Genomic DNA, 24,488 nt, shown 5'->3' with positions numbered 1-24,488 from the left:
AGTATTCCGGCAAGTTTCATCTCCTTCGCGCAAAGACTTTAAGTAACCGGGTGGTGTTTTTCAATCGGGATCCAAAGGAGCCGGTTCCCTATAGTTCCCGCACTACCAATGTAGCAGAACCGAGGAGCGGCGAACGGACAAGAAGCGGACAAGGAGGGGACAAAGAGCGGACAAAGAGCGGACAGGTAACGGACGGGAGAAGGGGAAGGGAAGATGGAAGGGACAAGGGAAAAGGGGAGCGAAATCTGCAAAACCTGCAAAACCTGCGGTTCATTTCGTCCCACCTAGAAATCGGCGCTTGACAGCCGGCTAATGGAACGACGAACCGTCGGCCTGCAAAATAGCGGAACTTTTTGTACTTATTATCCGGAGCTAGGCATGTTCATCTCCATTAGCGGCATTTTATGTTCTTATTTTCCTATGAAAGGCCCTGAACGCGGACATTTCCTTGCGACGGGGGAAAATAGCGACATAAATTACCTCTATTTCTCTTAAACGGATGGATACCGCCGAAATAACGACATTTTTTGTCCTTATGTTCCGGGAGCCCGCCGTCTCCCGCTCCGCTATACTCGCGTTATTTTAGGACACCTACGACGTGTACTGTTTGCGGAACTGGCGCGGTGAGCAGCCGTTTTTGAGCGCAAAGCGGTTGGAGAAATACGGCGTGCTGCCAAATCCGACATAAGCGGCGATCACCGAGATCGGCCATTCGGTTTTCAGCAGCAGCAGCTTGGCCTGCTCCAGGCGGTAATGCAGCAGATAATCATTGGGCGTCATCCCGTATACCTGCTTCATGCAGCGCGTAATGTAGTTGTAGTGGTAGTGCAGCGCCTCGGACATCTGCTCGCTGCTGATTTCCGCGCGGTAATTGTTTTTGATGAACGCTTCGGCTTTTTCCGCCACGGTGACGACCGGGGAAACGTACGACTCCAGCTGCCGGAGGTCCATCGTACGGAGCAGCTCCCCGAACAGCTGCTGCCCGGCCCAAAAAGCGCTCGACTGGCGTTCCCCCGAATGATGCAGCAGTTGGCGGAACAGGCGGTACGTCTGCTCGGGGTACGGCATCGTCCACATTTTCGGCAGCTGAATGGAATAAGGCGAGGCCAGGAACCGCCGGTAGTGCTCCTCCGCGCCGGGGTACGGGAAATCCGGTTCCTCCGCGGGAATCTGCTGCCAGGAACTGACCATGTAAAAATGCAGCCAATAAAAAGCCGCAGGTTCCTCGCACGGCCCCGCCGCATAGTGATACTGGTCGGGGAGCAGCAGCAGCGATTGGCCCGCCGTCAAGCTCCACCGCTGCCCGGCTTCGCCGATATGCAGCGTGCCGCTCTCCATGACGAGCAGGTCGAAAATGCCGAGATTCCTGCGGCTTGGATGCTCCTCCCCGGGCTTGTAAACGGTATACCCGCATTCGAGAAAATAGGGCAGAGGAGGAGCGGCGATTTGCACGATTTCCGCTGCTTTCAGCATGGAACGATCCCTCCGGGATTAGTGTGAAATATTATAACTTTTAAGTTGCTGACATCCATATTATGAACCAAATCTATGAGATAGAATAGGGTTGGTTAGTATGATATTTCAAAAAAAGAGGAGGATTCCCTGGCATGTTCCAAACAGACAAAACGATGCGTTCCGACAGAGTGCCGTTAAACCGGGTACGGATCCGGGATGATTTTTGGAGCTACTATATTGGGCTTGTGCGCGACGTGGTTGTCCCCTATCAATGGGAGGCGCTGAACGACCGGGTGGAGAATGCCGAACCGAGCGGCGCCGTCCGAAATTTCCGGATTGCGGCCGGGCTTGAGCAAGGGGATTTCTACGGCATGGTGTTTCAGGACAGCGATTTGGCGAAATGGCTGGAGGCCGTATCTTACTTATTGGAAGCGGATGCAAATCCGGAGCTGGAGGAAATCGCCGACGGCTTGATCGGCATTATTGCCAAGGCCCAGCAGGATGACGGGTATTTGAATACGTATTTTACGGTGAAGGAACCGGACAAACGCTGGACCAACCTGACGGAATGCCACGAGCTCTACTGCGCGGGGCATATGATCGAGGCGGGGGTGGCTTATTACCGGGCCACGGGAAAAAGAAAGCTGCTCGATGTCGTCTGCAAGTTTGCGGATTACATCGACACCGTGTTCGGAAGCGAGCCGGGGCAATTGCCCGGCTACGACGGCCACCAGGAAATCGAGCTGGCGCTCGTCAAGCTGTACGAAGTGACGGACAATGAGCGCTATTTGCGCCTGAGCAAGTATTTTTTGGATCAACGCGGGCAAAAACCGGACTTTTTTGAAGCGGAGCTGCAAAAACGGGGCGGCAAAACGCATTGGCCGGGAGCCGGCAAGCATGTGGATTTGGCCTACCACCAGGCGCATCTGCCGGTGCGGGAGCAGGAGACCGCGATTGGGCATGCGGTACGGCTCTTGTACATGCTTACCGGGATGGCCGATGTGGCGGCGCTAACGGGAGACGAGTCGCTGCTCGCGGCGTGCCGCAAGCTGTGGGACAACATCGCCGGCAAGCAGATGTACATCACCGGCGGGGTTGGCTCGATGCCCCAGGGCGAGGCGTTCTCCTTCGACTATGATTTGCCGAACGATACGGTGTATGCCGAGACATGCGCTTCGATCGGGCTCATTTTCTTTGCCCAGCGGATGCTGCGGCTCGCCCCCGAATCGAAATACGCCGACGTCATGGAGCGGGCGCTTTACAATACGGTTGTCGGCGGCATGGCGCGGGACGGCAAACATTTTTTTTACGTCAATCCGCTTGAGGTGAATCCGAGAGCCTGCCATGGCGCCAACCACAAATACGACCATATCAAAACGGTGCGTCAGGAATGGTTCGGCTGCGCCTGCTGCCCGCCCAACGTCGCCCGGCTGCTCGCTTCGCTCGGGGAATACATTTATACGGTGCAGGGGGATACGGTGTATACCCACCTCTACATCGGCGGGGAAGCCGAACTGCAAGTTGGTGGAAGCAGGGTGAAGCTGGTGCAGACGGCCGATTACCCGTGGGACGGCCTGGTGCGCTTTACGGTCCACCCGCAGGAGGGCGGAGAGTTTGCGCTGGCGCTGCGGCTGCCGGATTGGTGTCCGGAAGCGAGCCTCTCCGTCTGCGGCGAAACGGTTCCGCTGGACGGCCGCACGGTCAAGGACGGGTACGCCCGGGTGCTGCGGCGCTGGCAGGAAGGGGACGTCGTAGAGCTGCGGCTTGCTATGCCGGCGACGCGCGTATACAGTCATCCGCTGGTTCGCGCAAACGCCGGAAAGGTTGCGCTGCAGCGGGGACCGCTCGTGTACTGCCTCGAGCAGGCGGATAACGGAGCGAACCTGCACGGGCTGGTGCTGCCGAAAACGGCGGAGCTTTCCGCCCGGCGGGAAGAGGAACTGCTCGGCGGCGTCGTCACGATCGAGGCCGAGGCTGAGCGCCAGGACGAAGGGGCGTGGGCCGGCGGTTTGTACAGTCCGCAGGCGCCTTCGGCCACCCGGCCGGCGACGCTTAAATTTATCCCGTATTATGCTTGGGCAAACCGCGGGGAAGGCGAAATGACCGTATGGGTGCGGGAGCAGTGACGATTCCCGCATAAACATCCATAGATTCGTTACGAGTAATTGGCGATATGCACATCATCAATCCGCGGATTCGGTACGCAGGCCGTATCCGCGGATTTTGGCGTTTGGCGCGTATTGCGTTTGTTACACAATGTTCAGGAGGCGAATTCGCAAGTATGCGAGCAGGACGGCCCAATGATTGATTTTTTTGCTTTTTTGTCAGGTCATCGGCAGCTACGGGGAAAGTCGTCTGTGACGAGTGCCTATACGCCCGCATATGATACCAGAAGAGATGATCATCTTTTGGTAAAGGAGCGAGCGGTCCTTGAGAAAAAGCAAAGCCATGAAATCCGGCAGGGCGAGAAAATCCTCACTCTACTATGTGGATAATCCGGATATGAACGAGTTGATGTTGTTGGAAGAAAGGAAGGGAGTACGGCCGGAGGAGCCATCAAAGGAGATCCAGATTCATCAGAACGCCTCTTCGCTATTGTCCGCCCCCGGAGAGGAAGAACTGGAACCCCCTTCACCCGAAAAGGAGGCGATAGAAGCCCCTCTATACGTTGAGGAGGAGCTAGTGGCTCCCCCACCCGGGAAGGAGACGATAGCGGCTTCTCCGCCCGTAAAGGAGACGATGGCGGCTCCTCCGCCCGCGAAGGAAACGATGGCGGCCCCTCCACCCAGGAAGGAAACGCCGGAATACCCTACCGGCGAGCGTGTGCTGCAGGTACAAAACACGCAGATAGAAAGAAACGTACTGAAACAGGAACTGGGAATTATTTACACGGACGATATTATGGATGCGGCGGTGACCGGGGAAAAAATCGCGCCCCATACGATCGACGCTTCGCGGATTATGCGCGGCAGCATCGGTACCGCATGGATTGCCGATTATGCCGTGGACACCATCAAATTGGCCGATGGAGCCGTCACTTCGAGCAAGCTTGCCCCCTTGTCCGTAACCGGCAGTCATCTGGTGGACAGCGCGATCGAGGGCAGAGCGATCAAGGATCGCTCCGTCGGCGGGGAAAAGCTGGCGGACGGCAGCATCACCTCGGATAAATTGGCCGACCGGGTCATCGCCGGCGAGAAGCTGGCAGACGGTTCCATCGAAAGCCGGCATTTAAGCGAATGGATCGTCACGACCAATTTGATTCAGAACCAGTCGGTGACGAGCGAAAAAATCCGCAGCGGGGCGATCGAATCGGTCAACCTGGCGAACGGTGCGGTGGATACCTCCAAATTGGGCGATGAATCGGTCACGACGTCCAAGCTGCGCGACGGCGCTGTGACAAGCGCCAAGCTGCGGGATGGCTCGGTGGAAAGCCGGCATCTGGCGAAAAATTCCATTACCGCCAGCCACCTCGCTCCCGGACTGATCGGCGGCGAGATGCTGGCTCCCTCCAGCGTCGGTACCAAGCAGTTGCGGGAGGGAAGCGTCGGCACTGGCCATATCTGCGACCAGGCGGTCGAATCCCGCCATATTCGCTCGGGAACTATCGGAACCGTCCATTTGCAACCCGGCAGCGTCGGAGCGGAGCAGCTTGCGGACGGTTCGATTAAAGGCCGGCATTTGGCCGATAAATCGATACTGTCCACCAAATTGTCCGATCAATCCATCGGTACCGCGCAAATCGTCGAACAGGCCGTCACGTCGTCCAAAATCGCCGATCAGAGCATTTTGCCGGGAAAAATCGCCGACGAGGCCGTGCAGTCCCGCCATCTGGCCAAATCCGCTGTCCATTCGCCGCAGCTTGCGCCATCTTCCGTTACCGGGATGCATCTGGCGCCTGCCTCGGTCCAAGGGGAGCATGTGATGCCGGAAGCGATCCAGGAATGGCATCTGGCGGATGGGGCCGTCACGGGAGAAAAGCTGGCTTTCGGTGAAATTGCCGGGCATCACCTGACGGAGGGCGCGGTGGGGTCGGCTCACCTTCAGCCCGGCAGCGTCACCGCCGACAAGCTCACGGAGGGCAGCGTGACCAGCCGCAGCCTGGCTCCGGGCGCGGTAACGGGATACGCGATCGGCCCTCGCCAGGTGTCGTCGGAGCATTTGACCCCGGGCGCGATTCAAAACATTCATCTGGCCAAACAGAGCATTGACGGCAGCCTGCTGCAGAACGGTGCTATCCGGGAGGAGCATCTGGGGGCCGGATCGATCTTTTCTCCGCATTTGCAGGATCATGCGGTCACGTCCCTGAAGCTGTCGCCGGAAAGCGTCACGACCGACAAGCTGGGCGATCTGGCGGTAACCACCGCCAAAATGGCCGACGGCAGCGTAACGGCGGCCAAGATCGCTCCGCAGGCTATCCAGCCCCGGCATCTGGCTCCGGGCATCGTGCAGTCGGAGAACCTGGCCGCGGGTGCCGTTTTGCCCTTGCATCTGGCGGACGACGCTATCTCCTCGGCGCATTTGCAAATGCATGCCGTTGACGAGGGTCATCTTGCTTCCGGAGCCGTTTCGCCGCGGGTGCTGCAGGACGGCGCCGTTTCGGCCGGAAAACTGGCCGCCGAAGCGGTCCAGGCGCGGCATCTTGCGGAGGACAGCGTAGAGGGCCGGCATATCGGCGAGGCGGTGGTTGCATCCCGCCATCTCGCGCCCGAGACGATCGACTTCTGGCATCTGTCGGCCGAACTGCAGCGAAGCGGGCTGCTTCCGGAAGATGGCGTCGACGGGGAGGATATTCAGCCGTTGTCGATCGAGCGGTCGCATCTTCAGTCCGGAGCGGTGGATGCCGATGTGCTGGCCGGTGAAGCGGTCGGTTCCGAGCATCTGCAAAGAGGGGCGGTACAAAGCGGCCACATCGCTGATGAGGCCGTTCAGAGCGACCACCTGGCTCCGGAGGCGGTGCACGCGGAGCACCTGGCGGAGGAGAGCGTAGAAGGCCGGCACATCGGTGAGGCGGCGATCGGATCGCGCCATCTTGCGACCGAAGCGATCGACTTCTGGCATTTGTCGGCCGAATTGCAGCAAAGCGGGCTGCTTCCGGAAGACGGGATCGATGGGAAGGACATAAAGCCCTTGTCGATAGGCCGATCGCATCTTCAGTCCGGAGCGGTGGATGCCGATGTGCTGGCCGGGGAGTCGGTCGGCGGCGAGCATTTACAGCGGGGCGTCGTGCAAAGCGGGCATATCGCCGACGAGGCCGTGCGGAGCGCTCATCTGGCCCCTGAGGCCATACGGTCGCTCCATCTGGCGGAAGCCAGCGTAGAGGGGCGGCATATCGAAGAAGCGGCGATAGAATCCCGGCATATCGGACCTGAGTCGATCGATGCCCGGCATTTGTCGGCCGAATTGCACAGAAACGGGATGTTGCCGGCAGACGGGATCGGCGGGAAGGACATTCACGCGTTGTCGATAGACCGGTCACATCTTCAGTCCGGAGCTGTAGACGGCGACGTGCTGGCGGAAGAATCGGTCGGCGGCGAGCATCTTCGGCGGGGCGCGGTGCAAAGCGGACATATTGCCTCCGAGGCCGTACAGAGCGATCATTTGGCTTCTGAGGCCGTACGTGCGCAGCATCTGGCGGAGGCTAGCGTAGAGGGGCGGCATATCGGAGAAGCGGCGATCGGATCGCGTCATCTCGCGCCCGAAGCGGTTGGGGGTTCGCACCTGTCGGCCGAATTGCGTAAAAGCGGGCTGCTTCCGGAAGACAGGATCGATGGGAAGGATATAAAACCCTCGTCGATAAGCCGGGCACATCTTCGGTCCAGAGCCGTGGATGCCAACGTGCTGGCCGAGGAGTCGGTCGGTGCCGAGCATCTGCAGCGGAGCGCGGTGCAAAGCAGGAATCTCGCCGCGGAGTCGGTGCAGAGCGCCCATCTGGCCCCTGAGATCGTAAGGTCGCTGCATCTGGCGAAGGAGAGCGTAGAGGGGCGGCATATCGAGGAAGCGGCGATCGCATCCCGCCACATCGCCGCAGAGTCGGTGCAGAGCGCCCACCTGGCCCCTGAGATCGTAAGGTCGCTGCATCTGGCGAAGGAAAGCGTAGAGGGGCGGCATATCGAAGAAGCGGCGATCGCATCCCGCCACATCGCCGCGGAGTCGGTGCAGAGCGCTCATCTGGCCGCTGAGGCCGTGCGGTCGCAGCATCTGGCGGAGGCTAGCATAGAGGGGCGGCATATCGAAGAAGCGGCGATCGCATCCCGCCACATCGCTGCGGAGTCGGTGCGGAGCGTCCATCTGGCCGCTGAGACCGTACAGGCGCAGCATTTGGCGGAGGCTAGCATAGAGGGACGGCATATCGGAGAAGCGGCGGTCGAATCGCGTCATCTCGCGCCCGAAGCGATCGAGAGTGCGCATCTGTCGGCCGAACTGCGCGGAAGCGGGCTGCTGCCGGAAGCAGGGATCGACGGCGAGGATATTCACCCTTTGTCGATAGGCCGGGCACAGCTTAAGTCCGGAGCCGTGGACGGCGAGGTGCTGGCCGCAGAGTCGGTCGGCGGCGAGCATCTGCAGCGGGGAGCGGTGCAAAGCGGGCACATCGCCGCGGAGTCGGTACGGAGCGCTCATCTGGCCGCTGAGGCCGTGCGGTCGCAGCATCTGGCGGAGGCTAGCATAAAGGGACGGCATATCGAGGAAGCGGCGATCGCATCGCGTCATCTCGCGCCCGAAGCGATCGAGAGTGCGCACCTGTCGGCCGAACTGCAGCGAAACGGGCTGCTGCCGGAAGCAGGGATCGACGGTGAGGATATTCATCCGTTGTCGATAGGCCGGGTACAGCTTAAATCCGGAGCCGTGGACGGCGAGGTACTGGCCGCGGAGTCGGTCGGCGGCGAGCATCTGCAGCGGGGAGCGGTGCAAAGCGGGCACATCGCCGCGGAGTCGGTAGGGAGCGCCCATCTGGCCGCTGAGGCCGTACAGGCGGAGCATCTGGCGAAAGAAAGCGTAGAAGGGCGGCATATCGGAGAAGCGGTGATCGCATCGCGCCACATCGCCGCCGAGTCGGTGGGGAGCGTCCATCTGGCCGCTGAGACCGTACAGGCGCAGCATCTGGCGAAGCAGAGCGTAGAGGGGCGGCATATCGGGGAAGCGGCGATCGCATCGCGTCATCTCGCGCCCGAAGCGATCGAGGGTGCGCACCTGTCGGCCGAATTGCGCAGAAGCGGGCTGCTGCCGGAAGCAGGGATCGACGGTAAGGATATTCATCCGTTGTCGATAGGCCGGGCGCAGCTTAGGTCAGCAGCCGTGGACGGCGAGGTGTTGGCCGAGGGAGCGGTTAGCGGCGAGCATCTGCAGCGGGGAGCGGTGCAAAGCGGGCATCTTGCCGCGGAGTCGGTGGGGAGTACCCATCTCGCTCCTGATGCCGTACAGGCGGAGCATCTGGCGAAAGAGAGCGTAAAAGGGCGGCATATCGGAGAAGCGGCGATTGAGTCCCGCCACATTGCCGCCGAGTCGATCAATGCCTGGCATTTGTCGGCCGAATTGCAGCGAAACGGGCTGCTGCCGGAAGCAGGGATCGACGGTAAGGATATTCATCCGTTGTCGATAGGCCGGGCACAGCTTAAGTCCGGAGCCGTGGACGGCGAGGTGTTGGCCGAGGGAGCGGTTAGCGGCGAGCATCTGCAGCGGGGAGCGGTGCAAAGCGGGCATCTCGCCGCGGAGTCGGTGGGGAGCGCCCATCTGGCCGCTGAGGCCGTACAGGGGCAGCATCTGGCGAAAGAGAGCGTAGAAGGCCGGCATATTGAGGAAGCGGCGATCGCATCCCGCCACATCGCCGCGGAGTCGGTGCAGAGCGCCCATCTGGCCGCTGAGGCCGTACAGGGGCAGCATCTGGCGAAGCAGAGCGTAAAGGGGCGGCATATCGAGGAAGCGGCGATCGCATCGCGCCACATCGCCGCGGAGTCGGTGGGGAGCGCCCATCTGGCCGCTGAGGCCATACAGGCGCAGCATCTGGCGGAGCAGAGCGTAGAGGGGCGGCATATCGGGGAAGCGGCGATCGGATCGCGCCATCTCGCGCCCGAAGCGATCGAGAGTGCGCACCTGTCGGCCGAATTGCAGCGAAACGGGCTGCTGCCGGCAGACGGTATCGGAGGAGAAGATATTCATCCGTTGTCGATAAGCCGGGCGCATCTTCAGTCCGGAGCTGTGGACGGCGAGGTGCTGGCCGCGGAGTCGGTCAGCGGCGGGCATCTGCAGCGGGGAGCGGTGCAAAGGGGGCATCTCGCCGCGGAGTCGGTGGGGAGCGTCCATCTGGCCGCTGAGGCCGTACAGGCGGAGCATCTGGCGAAAGAAAGCGTAGAAGGGCGGCATATCGAGGAAGCGGCGATCGCATCCCGCCACATTGCCGCTGAGTCGATCGACGTCTGGCATTTGTCGGCCGAATTGCAACGAAGCGGGCTGCTGCCGGAAGCAGGGATCGACGGCGAGGATATTCACCCGTTGTCGATAGGCCGGGCGCATCTTCAGCCCGGAGCTGTGGACGGCGAGGTGCTGGCCGCTGAGTCGGTCGGCGGCGAGCATCTGCAGCGGGGAGCGGTGCAAGGCGGGCATCTTGCCGCGGAGTCGGTGGGGAGCGCCCATCTGGCCGCTGAGGCCGTACAGGGGCAGCATCTGGCGAAAGAGAGCGTAGAAGGTCGGCATATTGAAGAAGCGGCGATCGCATCCCGCCACATCGCCGCGGAGTCGGTGCAGAGCGCCCATCTGGCCGCTGAGGCCGTACAGGCGCAGCATCTGGCGGAGGCTAACGTAGAAGGGCGGCATATCGAGGAAGCGGCGATCACATCCCGCCACATTGCCGCCGAGTCGATCGATGCCTGGCATTTGTCGGCCGAATTGCAGCGAAATGGGCTGCTGCCGGCAGACGGTATCGGAGAAGAGGATATTCACCCGTTGTCGATAAGCCGGGCGCATCTTCAGTCCGGAGCCGTGGACGGCGAGGTGCTGGCCGAGGAGTCGGTCGGCGGCGAGCATCTGCAGCGGGGAGCGGTGCAAGGCGGGCATCTTGCCGCCGAGTCGGTGCAGAGCGCTCATTTGGCCCCTGATTCCGTCCGGGCGCAGCATCTGGCGAAAGAGAGCGTAGAAGGCCGGCATATTGAGGAAGCGGCGATCGCATCCCGCCATATCGGCCCCGAATCGATCGATGCCTGGCATTTGTCGGCCGAATTGCAGCGAAACGGGCTGCTGCCGGCAGACGGTATCGGAGAAGAGGATATTCACCCGTTGTCGATAAGCCGGGCGCATCTTCAATCCGGAGCCGTGGACGGCGAGGTGCTGGCCGAGGAGTCGGTCGGCGGCGAGCATCTGCAGCGGGGAGCGGTGCAAAGCGGGCATCTCGCCGCGGAGTCGGTGGAGAGCGCTCATTTGGCCCCTGAGTCCGTCCGGGCGCAGCATCTGGCGAAGGAGAGCGTAGAAGGGCGGCATATTGAGGAAGCGGCGATTACATCCCGTCACATCGGCCCCGAATCGATTGATGTCCGGCATCTGTCGGCCGAACTGCAGCAAAATGGACTGCTGCCGGAAAACGGGATCGGCGGTGAGGACATTCAGCCATTGTCGATAGATCGGGTGCACCTTCAGGCCGGTGTTGTGGATGCCGATATTCTGGCCGAGGAGTCAGTCGGCAGCGAACATCTGCAGCGGGGAGCGGTGCAAAGCGGGCATATTGCAAACGCGGCAATCGGCAGCGCACAGCTTGCAGATGAAGCGGTTGCCTCGCGCCACCTGAAAATCGGCGCGGTTGGAGCTGAGCACCTTGCCTTTACTCCGGTTCAGACGCTGCTGGACCAGCCGGCCAAACAGCAGTTTGGGATGTCGGCGTTTTTGTTGCAGCGCGATGAGGCCGAAACGCAAGTGATGGTTGAATTTGAAGAGCCGTTTGCCAATCCCAACTTTGTTATCGTCGCGATGACGAACCATTCGGCTTTTTACGCCACGTTAAGCGAACAAACTCAGGAATCGGCCGTCATCACGATTTCCAGGCTGAAGGAAAGCCATATCCACTATGGTTTCGTCATGTGGATTGCCATCGGTAACACGCATTAGCGACTAGAGACGGCAAGGTTGAAACAGGGCCGCCGAGTTATTCGGCGGCTTTTGCCGTGTCTGCCGGGCGGGGATTCATCCCTGCCGGTGCCCGGAACTGCGTCGAATTACCCAAGGGATGGCCGTGATTCCGGCTCGGAAACCGCTGCGTATTTCGCCGGTCCATCGGGCTTGCTCACGGCTCAAACCGGCCGTTTTTTTAGTATTTACACAATCTGCTCAGGCGTGTTAGTATGAAACCAACTAAAAAATAGCAAAGACTAGAAGGGCAAACTTGCCGAAAGACAAGGACGCAAAGCCACGGGCCTAAAGTACCAGCAACAGCTACGGCAGCCGGGTTTCTATAGTTAGATAGGCGTCCTCTCTTTCTTCGGGTTCTCTTTCTTCGCTAGAAGGTTCATGAAGAAGGAGTTTTTTTATGCCTGAAATTTGTCGAAAAAACATCAATAGTGTCGAATTATGTAAAACGGGGAGATAGTTTATGGCAGAACGAGAGAATAGCGATCCGTTATTAGAAGTCTATCTTCACGAAAATTCGCAGCTGCTCGAGCAGTTGGAACAGATCATCCTGGAATGCGAAGAGCTTAACGCTTTTCCGTCCGCCGCCATCCACGACATTTTCCGCATTATGCACACGATCAAAGGCTCCTCCACGATGATGAATTTCGATAACATCGCGGCTTTGTCGCACATCATGGAAGATTTGTTTGCGTTTATCCGCGAACATCAGCCCCGCTTGGCCGATTGCACGGCATTGTCCGAGCTGGTGCTGCAGGGGGGCGATTTCATTAAGCTTGAGCTGTATAAGATCAGGCAGGGCGATTCCCCCGACGGGGACGCATCTTCGCTCAAAAGCAGCATTACCGGATATTTGGAAGAACTAAAAGCCGCACAGCATGCCGGGCCGGCCGTTTCCCCTCTTGAAGGCCCCGAGACCGGCAAACGTCAGGACGGTGAGGATTCCGCCCCCGGCGCTCATTTAAAAGCCGTTCTTTATTTCGATGACGATTACAACATGGAAAATGTTCGGGCATATCAAGTCGTTCACAGCCTGCAGGAAATGACCGAGCATTTCGCCTACTGGCCCGAGGACATTGCCGAAAATCCGGAAACTGCCTCGCTCATAAGAGAGCAGGGCTTCCAAATTCTGTTCCGGAACGGCGAATCCGCGGACACGGTAGCTTCTTACCTGTCGCAGGCGCCATCCTTAAAGCATTTGGAAATGATCGATTTGCCGGAACAAAGCCGGGCCGAGCCAGAGGCTGAGACAGCCGCCGCGGCTGAGACGCTTCGGCCGATACCTGAAGCGGAAGCACGAACAGGAGAGCCTGCGGCGGCACGTTCTCCAGGGCACGCAGCAGCGCTTTCTACGGCCCCTGCCCCAGCCGCCCCTTCCGAGCCGGGCGCCGCCGGACCCTACCCGGTGCCGGGAGCGGCCGCCCGCACTCCGCAGCCGCCGGAGGCCAAAACGCAGGATAACGCCAGAGCTAGTGCCTCGCAGCACTCCAGCTTCATCAGCGTGAATTTGGCCAAGCTCGACGAGTTGATGGACTTGGTCGGCGAACTCGTCATCGCCGAATCGATGGTCACGCAAAACCCGGAATTGGCCGGACTGGAGCTTGAACAGTTTGAGAAGGCCGCCCGGCATTTACGGAAGATCACCGGCGAAATCCAGGACAAGGTCATGTCGATCCGCATGGTGCCGCTGGTTAATACGTTTCAAAAGATGAACCGCATCGTACGGGATATGTGCAGAAAACAGGATAAGTCGGTCCGGCTGGAACTGCTTGGCGAGGATACGGAAGTGGACAAAAACATCATCGAGCATATTTCCGATCCGATCATGCACCTTGTGCGGAACGCGATCGACCACGGCATCGAGACACCGGAGGAACGCCTGGCGGCGGGCAAGGAGGAATCCGCGACGCTGACCCTTGAAGCGAAAAACGTCGGGAGCGAGGTGTTCATCATCGTACGCGACGATGGCCGGGGGCTGAACAAAGCGAAAATTTTGCAGCGCGCCCGCGAGCGGCAAATGCTGTTCAAGGACGAGTCGGAGATGAGCGACCGCGAGATTTACAATTTGATCTTTCACCCCGGCTTCTCCACGAAAGAGGTCATTACCGAATACAGCGGGCGCGGGGTCGGCATGGATGTCGTGATGCGCAATATCGAAAGCGTCGGCGGCAATGTGTCGGTGGACAGCTCGGCGGGCGAAGGAACGACGATTACGATCCGCATTCCGCTGACGCTGGCGATTATCGACGGCATGAACGTGAAGGTGGGAAAGGCGAGATATACGATCCCGACGACGGCGATCAAGGAATCGTTCCGCGCCGCCCCCGGCAGCGTGGTCACCGATCCCGACGGCAACGAAATGGTTATGGTGCGCGGACAGTGCTACGGCGTACTGCGCCTTTACGAACGGTATAAGGTCAAGACCGGGATTACCGCGATGGAAGACGGGATTTTGATCATGGTGGAACAGGACGGGACCCCGTTTTGCATTTTTGCCGACGAATTGATCGGGCAGCAGCAGGTTGTGGTCAAGAGCTTGCCGGCGTATATCCGCAAAATCCGGAACATCGGGGGTTTGGCCGGCTGCACGATGCTCGGGGACGGAAGCATCAGCCTGATCCTCGATGTCGGGGGACTCGTCAAGGCATCGGCATCATAGGACAACCAAGCAAAGGAGAAGGAGACATGGCGAATCAAGAGTCAAGCTTGCCGCTGGAGCAGGACGACGACACGCAGAAAGGGAAGTTTCTCACGTTTATGATCGGGAGCGACGTTTACGGCATCGAAATCAAATACGTCACCGAAATCATCGGCATCCAGGCGATCACCGAGGTGCCGGAGCTGCCGGAGCATATCCGCGGCATCATCAATTTGCGGGGCAAAATCATTCCGGTCATGGACGTGAGGCTGCGCTTTAAAAAGCCGTTCCGGGAGTATAACGACCGGACCTGTATCATCGTCGTGGATATGAAGGACATTTCGATCGGGCTGATCGTCGATAGCGTCGCCGAGGTCGTAACGATTGCGGAAGAGGATATCGTTCCTCCGCCGGAAATCAAAAGCGGCAACCAGCAAGGTTTTATCAAAGGGGTGGGAAAAGTAGGCGGCGAAGTCAAGCTGCTGCTGGACGGCGACAAGCTAATTCATCATGATGAAGCCGAAAATTTAAGTCAACTGTAAGCGAATACCACAACGGGGGTTATGGAAAATGATGAAGCTAACGATCAAAGCAAGATTAATCCTGTCCTTTAGCTTTTTGGTACTTTCTCTTGTCGGCCTTGGCATCTATTCGATCAACTCGGTCAACAAGGTCAATTTGCAGTCCACGATCATCAGCGAAAATTGGCTGCCGGCGATGGATTCGGCCCATTCCATGAACACGCGCACGTCCGATTACCGGGTCACCGAATTGCGGATCGTCCTTGCGGCCGGCAATCCCCAAGAATTGAAGGAGTTGAAAGACCGTTTAGGCACCGAAGGGGGAGAGCTGCAAGAGCTGATTACCGGTTATGAGCAGAAACTCCAAAACGACGAGGACACCCGGCTGTTCAACACCTTCAAACAGGATTGGGCCGGTTATTTGCAGGCCAGCAATCAAATTATCGGATTGATGGATCAAAATAAAGCGGATGAAGCGATGGAAATTTTGCGCGGGGAATCCAAAACATTATTCGATCAGGCTTCGAACTCTTTGCTCGAATTGGTTAAGTATGATCAGAATCATTCGCAGCTGGCGAGCGATGCCGGCGATAAAACGTACGCCAGCACGATCACCATCCTGACCACGCTTATTATCGTCATCACGCTGATCGCCATCGGCCTGGCTTTCCTGATCGTCCTCGGCATCACGAAGCCGATCCGCAAGCTGTCCGAGGCGGCCGATGAGCTGGCGCTGGGCAATGTAAACATCAACGTGGAGACGAAGAGCAAGGACGAGATCGGTCAATTGATGTTGTCGTTTGCCCGCATGATCGCCAGCATCCGCGAGCAGGCCCAGGCGGTGGAGATGGTGGCGAGCGGGGATCTGACCGTGCAGGTGAAGGTAAGGTCGGAAAACGATCTGATGGGTAAAAAAATCCAGGAAATGATCGAACGCAACAACGAGATATTGACCAGCATCAATACGGCCGCGGACCAGGTGGCTTCCGGCTCGAAGCAGGTGTCCGATTCCAGCATCGCGCTGTCGCAAGGGGCCACCGAGCAAGCCAGCTCCGTCGAGGAACTGACCGCCTCGCTGGAAGAGATCTCCTCGCAGACGAAGCTGAACGCGCAAAACGCGAACGAAGCGAACAAGCTCGCGGCCGATTCGAAAAACAGCGCGCTGCAGGGCAACGAGCAGATGAAGGATATGCTGACGGCGATGCGCGAAATCAACGACGCTTCGAGCAACATTTCGAAGATCATCAAAGTCATCGACGAAATTGCTTTCCAGACGAACATTTTGGCGCTCAACGCCGCCGTGGAAGCCGCCCGGGCCGGCCAGCACGGCAAAGGCTTCGCCGTCGTGGCGGAGGAGGTCCGCAACCTTGCGGCCCGCTCGGCGAACGCGGCCAAGGAAACGACGGATATGATCGAAGGGTCGATCGACAAAGTGCAGGAAGGCACGAGAATCGCCGACCAAACGGCCGCAGCGCTGCAATCGATCGTGGGCGACATCGAAAAAGTGGCCAACCTGGTTGGCGATATCGCGATGGCCTCGACGGAGCAGGCGGCCGCGATCACGCAAATCAACCAAGGCATCTCGCAGGTGTCCCAAGTTATCCAAACCAACTCGGCGACCTCGGAAGAAAGCGCCGCCGCCAGCGAGGAGCTGTCCAGCCAGGCGGCTCTCTTGAAGCAGCAGGTTGCGCAGTTTAAGCTGAAGCGCAGCGGATACGGAGGTTTTGCGGGATACAGCGGCGGACTTGAGGAATTGAATTCCGACGTGCTGCGCGTCCTGGAGAACATGAATCATAAAGAGCGGAACCACGAGCCTTCCGGCGCTTCCGCGGCGCCCAAAATTCTCCTCAGCGACTCGGAATTCGGAAAATATTGAGGTATGATCCGCATTACGAACCAGGAGTTTCGGCAACTGTCGGATTACATCCAGCTCCATTACGGGATTCACCTCAAGGAAGAGAAGCAGGCGCTGGTGATGGGCAGGCTGAACAACGTATTGATGAGCAAAAACTTCACCAGCTTTAAGGACTATTTTGAATACATCATCTCCGACCGGACCGGAGAAGCGGTCATGACGCTGGTGGACAAAATCACAACGAACCACACGTTTTTTATGCGGGAAAACGATCATTTTCAGTTTTTTCGCGACAAGGTGCTCCCTTACCTGGAAGCCGCGGTAAAAGACAAGGACCTCCGCGTTTGGAGCGCGGGGTGTTCCTCGGGGGAGGAACCCTATACGCTGGCGATGCTGATGGATGAATATTTTGCCCGGAACAAGCCGCTTTGGGATTCGCAGGTGCTGGCCACCGATATTTCCCGGCAAATTTTGGACAAAGCGCAGAGGGGCGTATACGCCAATGAAGACATCGCCGTTCTTCCTCCCGCCTGGCGGATGAAATATTTCACCGGGGTGGATCAAATGTACAGCGTCGTGTCCGATAAATTAAAAAAAGAGGTTATTTTCCGCAAATTTAATTTGATGGAGCCGGCGTTTCCGTTTAAGCGGAGGTTTCACGTCATTTTTTGCCGGAACGTCATGATTTATTTCGACGCGCCTACCAAGCAGGCTTTGGTGGACAAGTTTTACAGGCATTTGGAGCCGGGCGGCTATTTGTTCATCGGCCATTCCGAATCGCTGCAGCGGGAAACGACGCCGTTCAAATACGTGATGCCCGCGGTTTATCGAAAAGAATAAGATTTGTGAAAATGAGGAGATCGTATGGGAGTATCCAGGAAATTGCGCGTGCTGATCGTTGATGACTCCATGATGTACCGGGAAGTGCTCTCCCTGGGTCTTTCATCGGATCCGAATATTGAGATTGTCGGAAAAGCGATTGATCCGTTCGACGCCCGCGACCAAATCGTCAGCCTGCGCCCGGACGTGATGATCTGCGACGTGGAAATGCCGAAGATGAACGGGATTGAATTCATTCGCCGCCTGCTTCCGCAATACGCTTTGCCTGTCATCGTGGTGAGCACGATCAGCGACGCCGTGTTTGAGGCGATGAACGCCGGGGCCGTCGATTTTGTCGGCAAGCCGGATCCAAGGTCGCCCAAAGGCGTGGAGCTGTTTATCCGGGAATTGATCGAAAAGGTGAAGATCGCCGCCGTTACGAATGTTGTGCGGCCCGGGTTCCGAACTGCGGGAACCGGTGCCACCATCCCGGAGCAGCCGTTTATCGCCGACCGCATCGTAGCCATCGGCGCTTCAACCGGGGGGACGGAGGCCATTTCGCATATTTTGAAACAGCTGCCTTCGTCGTTTCCGGGCATGGTGATCGTACAGCATATCCCGCCGCTGTTTTCCAAAATGTTTGCCGACCGCTTGAATCTCAGCACGAAATTTACGGTCAAGGAAGCGGAATCGGGGGACGTCGTGGAGCCGGGAAAAGTGCTGATCGCACCCGGAGACCGGCATATGCGCCTCCGCAAAGTGGGCGGACGGTTCAAGGTCGAGTGTTTTGAAGGCGACAAGGTCAACGGTCATTGTCCGTCGATTGACGTGCTGTTCGAATCGGCGGCCAAGGAATGCGGCTCGCGGGCGGTTGGCGTGATCCTGACCGGCATGGGATACGACGGCGCCAAAGGGCTGCTGTCCATGCGCCGCAAGGGCGCCCGCACGCTGGGGCAGGATGAGCCGTCATCCGTCGTGTACGGCATGCCCAAAGTCGCTTATGAGCTGGGGGCGGTCGATAAGCAAGTTTCGCTGGAACGGATGGCGCGGGCGTTATGTTCGGCGGTGATTGAGGATTAAGGCAGGCAGAGAGTTCCTCCCGGGTGGACGGGAGGGCTCTTTTTTTTGCTCCATGCCGGTTTGCCCGATCCCGTAGTATAATGGATGTATCATTTGGGGGAGGAATTTGGAAGTGACTTTAATTAAGCAGCTCAAGAACCAGGATGAATTCGTCGGCTTTTATCTGCTCAAGGAGCTGGAAGTGAAGCAGACGAACGCGAATCCGCCTAAGGACTATTTGGACATCGTATTATGCGACGCAACCGGGGAGATGCCGGCGAAATTTTGGGACGCTTCGCAGACGGACAAAGAGACGTTTTTTCCGATGGGGCTCGTAAAGGTGCGCGGGGTTGTGCAAACCTACCGGGAAAAGCTGCAGGTCAAAATCATGCAGCTCCGGCCGGCCAAAGCGGAGGATGGCGTGGCGCTCACGGATTTTATCCGCTCCGCGCCGATTTCACCGGACGATTTGATCTATACGATTCAGGCGGTTATCGCGGACATCGATGATGACGAAATTCGCGAGATCGTTCGATATTGCGTCGGCAAGGTGAAGGAGAAGTTGTCCCATTATCCAGCGGCGAAAACTCATCATCACGCTTATTTCGGCGGGCTGGCGTACCATATGGTGCGGATGCTGGAAATCGGCGATTTCCTGTGCCGGCAGCGGCCGTTCCTGAACCGCGATCTGCTGAAGGCGGGCATTATACTCCACGACATCGCCAAGCCGGAGGAAATGGTCGCCCAGCTCGGCATCGTGTCCGAATACAGCGTGCAGGGCAAGCTGGTCGGGCATATCGCGATGGCCTCGAGCTGGATCACCGAGGCGGCGCTCCGCGTTGGCGTTGATCCCGATTCGCCGAAGGTGCTGGGGCTGCAGCATTTGGTGCTGTCGCACCACAACCTGGGCGAATGGGGGAGCCCGGTGCAGCCGCAAATGGCCGAAGCCGTCGCACTGCACCATATCGATGCGCTGGACGCCAAGCTGCAGATGGTGGAGGACGCGCTGAATACGACGCCGGAGACCGAGGATTGGACGCCGTTCATCCGCGGTTTGGAGAACAAGGCGATCTATCGTTTAAAGTGGTGAGTAATCCTGCGGCCCGGCTATTCCACGTCAAAATCGAAATAAGTCGAGGGATAAGGTTCGTTTTTTAACGTGTAATGCCACCATTCCTTGCTGTACGATTTAAAACCTTGCTTGACCATCGCGGTTTTCAGGATGTAGCGGTGTTTGCGCTGCTCTTTGGTCAGCCCTTTGGCTCCGTGGGCGGAAATCGGCCCCAGGAAATCGACCCGGCTGCCCATATCGACCTCTTCTCCGGTCCGTTTGTACACCATGGTGAGATCGACCGTGCTGCCGCGGGAATGGCCGGATTTGGAGGAGAGATAGCCGAGCTTGAACAGGTTTTTCTTGTCGACGTCCGGGTAAAATTTCTCTTTCATCAGCGTGTCCTTCGGTTTTTTGGACCAGGCGGCAAAGTGGTCGACCGCTTTTTGCGGGCGGTAGGCGTCGATGATTTTGAGCCGGTAGCCTTGCTTCTCCAGATCGTCATTGACTTTCTTTAAAGCGCGGGCCGCTCGTAAAGTCGTTATGGCAAAAGGGCCGTTATAGCCGTCGATCCGTTCGCCGATAAAGTTGTCCCCGGTATAATAACGGATGTCGTAAACGGCATCCGGGATCACTTCATCGAGATATACGAACCCTTTGCCTTTGGGCAGCTGATTCAGCTTTTCGACAGATTCGCCCGGCGATGCGTCTGGCGATGCGTCCGGGGAAGGTCCGCTTTGCGGTGAACCGGGGGCGGCCGTTTCTTTTTCCGCTTGCGCGGCTACGGCGGCCTTGTCCGGGCTTGCTGCGGTTTTGCCGGTCCCGGCGGTATTCCAGTTGACGAACAGCAGCAGCGCGGACAGGCCAAACAGGAGAGCTCGCCGCCAGTTGCGCCGGGTGGACCGGGACGTTCGGGCCCGGGATTGAGCCGGAACGGATGTATCGAGGCGGGCGGGCCTGCGATTACGGGATAACATATTGTAGTGCTCCTTTCCTTTCTTACATAATCTTAAGGTAATACTACCCCAAGGAGAGAGCTTTTTGAAGCTAACCGTCAAGTCCGACTGGCTTTTGCAATTATTCGTCCCACTCATTTAAAATAGCGGAACTTTATGGTCTTATTTTCCGGAATTGAGCATGTTCAACCATAGTAGCGGAATTTTATGGCCTTATTTTTCAATGAACGGTACAAAATGCGTCCAACTCCCTGCGATTTGAGAAAATAGCGACATAAATTTCCATTATTTCTCTCAACACGGGGGGATCGCCGAAATAACGCCATTTTTTTCCCTTATGTTTCAGCTTGAATTTTTCAGCAGCCCGAGTCTTGAACAACTAGCGGCGGTTAACATAATGACATAATTAGCCGGAAGGCTTCTCCTCAAACCGCAAGGCTTCCCGGAACAGCCGGTTCAAATCGATGGAAAGACAGGGGAGCAGCGGCGAAGTGATCGTTCCCTGATCGTCATACGTGGCGGCGAGCGTGTATGCTCCGTCGGTAAGCACAAATTGATCGACCGTGGCGTACAGCGGGTCAACGATCCAGTATTCTTTGACGCCAAACCGCTCGTACAGCGTTTTTTTGACGACTTTATCCTTGGAACCGGTACTGGGAGAGAGGATCTCAATCAGCAGGTCGGGAGCGCCTTTGACAAAACCGTCGCGGATAATATGCAGGTTCTCGTGTCGGATGAAAATAAGGTCAGGCTGGACGATGTTCTCCTCGTCAAGATGGACGTCCATCGGCCCGACGATCGTGATCCCCTGGGAATGGCAGGTTTCCCTGATCGATGCATTTAATTCCGTCACTACAATTTGGTGGGATATTTTGGGTGAGGACAGAAAATCGTAACGTACGCCTCCGATAATTTCGAATCGCTCTTCGATCCAATAGCTGCCTGGAGTTTCTTTGACGAAGGTGCGCGGTTTGTCCTGCTTCTTTTCGCTCATGCTAGACCTCCTTAGGGCGTATTTACTTCTATTTTAATCCATGCGGATAAGGGCGTACAGCCTACCTGAAGTGAGGCGCGGGATGTGAGACTTTGATCACTACCGCGAAAGAAAGTTCTATTATATTCTCGTAGGAGGGATTGTCTTGGCAAAGATCAGAATCGGGAAAATCAGCTTTTGGCATGTGCACGCTTGGGATTATACCAAGGAGGCGCTCGCTCATCCGGATACGGAAATTACGGCAGTGTGGGACGAAAATCCGGAAAGAGGCCGGTCGGAAGCGGAAAAGCTGGGCGTTCCTTTTTATGCTTCGCTGGAGGAACTGCTGGACAGCGGGATCGACGCGGTGATCGCCGATGCGCCGACCCGGATGCATCGGGATGTGATGGTCAAGTCCGCCCGGGCGGGTAAGCATATTTTTACGGAAAAGGTGCTGGCGCCTACCTTGCGGGAAGCAAGGGAAATCATGGATGAAGTCCGGCAAAACAACGTGAAGCTGACGGTTTCTTTGCCGCGGCTCAATGACGGATATACGCTGGCGATCTTGCAGGCCCTGAAGGAGGGACTGCTGGGGCGCGTGACGCAGGTGCGTGTGCGCCTATCCCATAACGGGGCGATTGCCGGCTGGCTGCCGGAGCATTTTTACAGCCTGGAGGATTGCTGCGGCGGGGCGCTGATCGACCTCGGCTGCCATCCGATGTATTTGGCGCGGCTTTTTTTGGGCGAATTCCCGGTGGTGGTGTCGGCTCGCTTCGGCGCTTTGACCGGAAAGCCGGTGGAGGATAACGCCGCGGTGCTGCTTGGCACCGGATCGGGAGCGGTCGGCATCGTGGAAACCGGCTTCGTCAACAGCTTCTCGCCGTTTACGATCGAGGTGCACGGCACTGACGGCAGCTTGCTGTACGGCACGCCGGAGGAGAAGTTGCTTGTGCGGACGCGCGCCAAGGGGGAGGAATACGCGGCAAAATGGCATGAACTGCCGGTTCATGGCAGCCTCCCAAGCGCGTTTAAGCAATGGGTCGGCCATATCCAAAACGGTACGGAGGCCGAGGAGAACATCCGGGCCGCCGTCGAACTGACCGTTTTGATGGAGGCCTCGTACCGCTCCGCCCGCGAAGGCGGCGCGGTTCGCCCCGAATCGCTTTAGCGCCGGAGCGCCGGAACTGCTGCCGCCGGATGACGGCGGAAAGCCATGCGGGCCGTTCCTCAGCAACCACTGAGGCGCGGTCTGCTTCCATGTTCGGTCCGCTTGCGTGTTCATGGTTTTGGCGGTTGTACCCCCAAAAAAAGAGGCCAATTCAAAACTCCTTAAAAATGCCATTAATGCAAAATGCGGTAAATTGGTTAAAGATGAGATGAATGGGAATTTTTTTGAAAGGGGTTATCGCGTGTGAATGGTTCTTCTCTGGAAATGGACAAGGAGGCTGTTTTGGTGGAGATGAAACGGTTGAAGCAGAAAGCGGACCGGCTGCTCGCGACGTCGATCAGGCTGGGTCAGCCCGGGCTGGCCGTGGAAGCGGAGCAGTTGTACCAGGAAATCGACAAGCTGTCGGAATATTCGGGATAAATCGGATAATCTCATATTCATATAATGTTAAATAACATATATAAAAATATGTTATTTTTTTTGAAGCAAATATATTGGCAGGCCCTCGGATTCGCCACTTGCCTCGTCCTGGTGCTGTTCACCCTGCTGCTTCTGCTCTTCACCGTGCGTCAGGCCAGACATCGCCATAAGGAGACGATATCGTCGAAGATTTGATATACAGTAAAGTTGTGATTGGATATATCCAATAGAATTGGAAATTGGGTGGTAAATACGGCCGCCTGATTGGATATTTCCAATAGAAGAGTCTCGGTAGGGGGCAAAACGGGCAATTTTAGCAGAATCTATTGGATATTTTCCAATGAGAGTGCAAATTTACGTACAAAGTCCGTTAATCTATTGGATTTTTTCCAATCACAGCTACCCACCTCCGCCTAATTCCAGGATAGGGAGAGGGCTCGGGGGAGTACCGTATAGAAGAATTTCCCGCCAGAGGCAGGTTTTCGAGCCGATACTATTGCCTGCCGGAAATTTAACGGTTGTAGCAGCGGCTATTTTACGAAAAAAGACCTTTTTTACATTCTAATGGTTGTGAGCGACGTGATTTGCCTGAATTTAAGCAAAATTAGCTGGGTTCAAGCGAAATAAGCGCCAGGGCAACCGTTAGAATCGTTTTGTGCAACGCCCACACGATGGATGCCCGAGGCCCCCGGCCTCGGGCATTTTTAGTGCGCGGCATCCAAATTGTCCAGGTCATTTCCTTTCCTGTGCTACTTCCGTAAGTCCGGTCAAATGCAGCTTCAATTCCGGCAGGGAAGGGGAGGGCTTGAGCGCTTTGGCGACAAGTCGGGCGATGTGGCGGGCCCCGGTGTCGGAAAAATGGGTGTCGTCCCGAATACCGTCCGGATAGTTGGGATGGGCCCCTTCGGGCAGATGCATGAACAGATGCCGGGACCCGTCCTCGCCGAGCGCCCGGTACAACTGCTGGGATGCCGCGAAAATATCGAGCAGCGGCGTTCCGGTTTCCGCGGCGACCTGCCTCATCGCTTCGGGATACCCCTCCACGGCTTCGGGATCCGGGCTTCCATCCGCGAGAAACCGGCGGCGGCTGACCGAAGTCAGCAGCACCGGCGTCCCGCCGCGCTGTCTGGCGCTGGCGATATACCGCTTTAGATTGCCAGGGTACGCTTCTTCCGGATCGGCGTAACGGGAGGGATCCTCCTGTTTGCCGTCATTGTGCCCGAACTGGATGAACAAGTAATCCCCCGGCCGGAAATCCCGTTCAATGTCGGCAAGCCGGCCTTCGTCCAGAAACGATTTGCTGCTGCGCCCGTTAATGGCGCGGTTGTCGACCTGGACAGACGAATCGAAATAATCCTGCAGGTATTCGCCCCAGCCGGTCATTGGCTTTTCGGCGGCGCCTTTTAGCGCAGCTGTGGAATCTCCGGCGATATATACGGTGATCTTCATTTTCCCATTCCTCCTGT

Annotated in this window: 14 protein-coding genes and 1 riboswitch; of the genes, 10 read left to right on the top strand and 4 right to left on the bottom strand. The window is 57.6% G+C overall.

Going from position 1 to position 24,488, the window contains the following annotated elements; genetic code table 11:
* Positions 1-591: 591 nt before the first annotated feature.
* Positions 592-1,473, bottom strand: a complete 882-nt coding sequence (locus EHV15_RS31910) for an AraC family transcriptional regulator (protein ID WP_128634804.1) — start codon at positions 1,471-1,473, stop codon at positions 592-594.
* Positions 1,474-1,607: 134 nt separating this feature from the next.
* Between EHV15_RS31910 and EHV15_RS31905 the strand changes: the two genes are divergently transcribed.
* From EHV15_RS31905 to EHV15_RS31870, 8 genes are all read left to right on the top strand, one after another.
* Complete coding sequence (locus EHV15_RS31905; protein WP_128634803.1) at positions 1,608-3,581, top strand: glycoside hydrolase family 127 protein; 1,974 nt, start codon at positions 1,608-1,610, stop codon at positions 3,579-3,581.
* 304 nt (positions 3,582-3,885) lie between these two features.
* Positions 3,886-11,544 carry a WIAG-tail domain gene (locus EHV15_RS31900; protein ID WP_128634802.1) on the top strand — a complete coding sequence of 2,553 codons (7,659 nt, stop codon included), beginning with the start codon at positions 3,886-3,888 and terminating at the stop codon, positions 11,542-11,544.
* Positions 11,545-11,801: 257 nt separating this feature from the next.
* Positions 11,802-11,890: riboswitch (cyclic di-GMP riboswitch) on the top strand.
* A gap of 135 nt (positions 11,891-12,025) precedes the next feature.
* Positions 12,026-14,221 (top strand): chemotaxis protein CheA, encoded by a 2,196-nt coding sequence (locus EHV15_RS31895; RefSeq protein WP_128634801.1) that lies wholly within the window; start codon positions 12,026-12,028, stop codon positions 14,219-14,221.
* Positions 14,222-14,247: 26 nt separating this feature from the next.
* On the top strand, positions 14,248-14,742 hold the full coding sequence (locus EHV15_RS31890; RefSeq protein ID WP_128634800.1) for a chemotaxis protein CheW: 495 nt from the start codon (positions 14,248-14,250) through the stop codon (positions 14,740-14,742).
* Between the two features lie 28 nt (positions 14,743-14,770).
* Entirely contained in the window at positions 14,771-16,597 is a 1,827-nt protein-coding gene (locus EHV15_RS31885; RefSeq protein ID WP_218571256.1) for a methyl-accepting chemotaxis protein, read from the top strand.
* A gap of 3 nt (positions 16,598-16,600) precedes the next feature.
* Positions 16,601-17,416 carry a CheR family methyltransferase gene (locus EHV15_RS31880; protein ID WP_128634799.1) on the top strand — a complete coding sequence of 272 codons (816 nt, stop codon included), beginning with the start codon at positions 16,601-16,603 and terminating at the stop codon, positions 17,414-17,416.
* A gap of 24 nt (positions 17,417-17,440) precedes the next feature.
* Positions 17,441-18,475, top strand: coding sequence for a protein-glutamate methylesterase/protein-glutamine glutaminase (locus tag EHV15_RS31875; protein ID WP_128634798.1), 1,035 nt, complete (start codon positions 17,441-17,443; stop codon positions 18,473-18,475).
* 112 nt (positions 18,476-18,587) lie between these two features.
* The gene (locus tag EHV15_RS31870; RefSeq protein WP_128634797.1) at positions 18,588-19,544 is read left to right on the top strand and encodes a 3'-5' exoribonuclease YhaM family protein; all 957 of its coding nucleotides are present in this window, start codon (positions 18,588-18,590) and stop codon (positions 19,542-19,544) included.
* A 17-nt stretch (positions 19,545-19,561) separates the two neighbouring features.
* Here the strand turns inward: EHV15_RS31870 and EHV15_RS31865 are convergent, their stop codons facing one another.
* Positions 19,562-20,482, bottom strand: coding sequence for a M15 family metallopeptidase (locus EHV15_RS31865; RefSeq protein ID WP_178076008.1), 921 nt, complete (start codon positions 20,480-20,482; stop codon positions 19,562-19,564).
* A gap of 385 nt (positions 20,483-20,867) precedes the next feature.
* Complete coding sequence (locus tag EHV15_RS31860) at positions 20,868-21,455, bottom strand: Uma2 family endonuclease (protein WP_128634795.1); 588 nt, start codon at positions 21,453-21,455, stop codon at positions 20,868-20,870.
* Between the two features lie 145 nt (positions 21,456-21,600).
* Here EHV15_RS31860 and EHV15_RS31855 point away from each other — a divergent pair, with 145 nt between their 5' ends.
* On the top strand, positions 21,601-22,602 hold the full coding sequence (locus tag EHV15_RS31855) for a Gfo/Idh/MocA family protein (protein WP_246061850.1): 1,002 nt from the start codon (positions 21,601-21,603) through the stop codon (positions 22,600-22,602).
* A gap of 243 nt (positions 22,603-22,845) precedes the next feature.
* The gene (locus tag EHV15_RS36740) at positions 22,846-23,022 is read left to right on the top strand and encodes a hypothetical protein (protein ID WP_178076007.1); all 177 of its coding nucleotides are present in this window, start codon (positions 22,846-22,848) and stop codon (positions 23,020-23,022) included.
* Between the two features lie 732 nt (positions 23,023-23,754).
* Here the strand turns inward: EHV15_RS36740 and EHV15_RS31850 are convergent.
* Positions 23,755-24,471, bottom strand: a complete 717-nt coding sequence (locus tag EHV15_RS31850) for a rhamnogalacturonan acetylesterase (RefSeq protein WP_128634794.1) — start codon at positions 24,469-24,471, stop codon at positions 23,755-23,757.
* Positions 24,472-24,488: the final 17 nt, after the last annotated feature.

Origin of the sequence: Paenibacillus oralis (assembly GCF_003863965.1) — a bacterium.
In the GTDB taxonomy this organism is placed as follows: Bacteria; Bacillota; Bacilli; order Paenibacillales; family Paenibacillaceae; genus Fontibacillus; species Fontibacillus oralis.
The sequence above is the reverse complement of the archived record's forward strand: the minus strand, read 5'-3'. Positions and strand labels throughout refer to the sequence as shown.

Coding starts and splice junctions, on each gene's coding strand:
- EHV15_RS31910 (WP_128634804.1), bottom strand. CDS start 1,473: ATGCTGAAAGCAGCGGAAATCGTGCAAATCGCCGCTCCTCCTCTGCCC.
- EHV15_RS31905 (WP_128634803.1), top strand. CDS start 1,608: ATGTTCCAAACAGACAAAACGATGCGTTCCGACAGAGTGCCGTTAAAC.
- EHV15_RS31895 (WP_128634801.1), top strand. CDS start 12,026: ATGGCAGAACGAGAGAATAGCGATCCGTTATTAGAAGTCTATCTTCAC.
- EHV15_RS31890 (WP_128634800.1), top strand. CDS start 14,248: ATGGCGAATCAAGAGTCAAGCTTGCCGCTGGAGCAGGACGACGACACG.
- EHV15_RS31885 (WP_218571256.1), top strand. CDS start 14,771: ATGATGAAGCTAACGATCAAAGCAAGATTAATCCTGTCCTTTAGCTTT.
- EHV15_RS31880 (WP_128634799.1), top strand. CDS start 16,601: ATGATCCGCATTACGAACCAGGAGTTTCGGCAACTGTCGGATTACATC.
- EHV15_RS31875 (WP_128634798.1), top strand. CDS start 17,441: ATGGGAGTATCCAGGAAATTGCGCGTGCTGATCGTTGATGACTCCATG.
- EHV15_RS31865 (WP_178076008.1), bottom strand. CDS start 20,482: ATGTTATCCCGTAATCGCAGGCCCGCCCGCCTCGATACATCCGTTCCG.
- EHV15_RS31860 (WP_128634795.1), bottom strand. CDS start 21,455: ATGAGCGAAAAGAAGCAGGACAAACCGCGCACCTTCGTCAAAGAAACT.
- EHV15_RS31850 (WP_128634794.1), bottom strand. CDS start 24,471: ATGAAGATCACCGTATATATCGCCGGAGATTCCACAGCTGCGCTAAAA.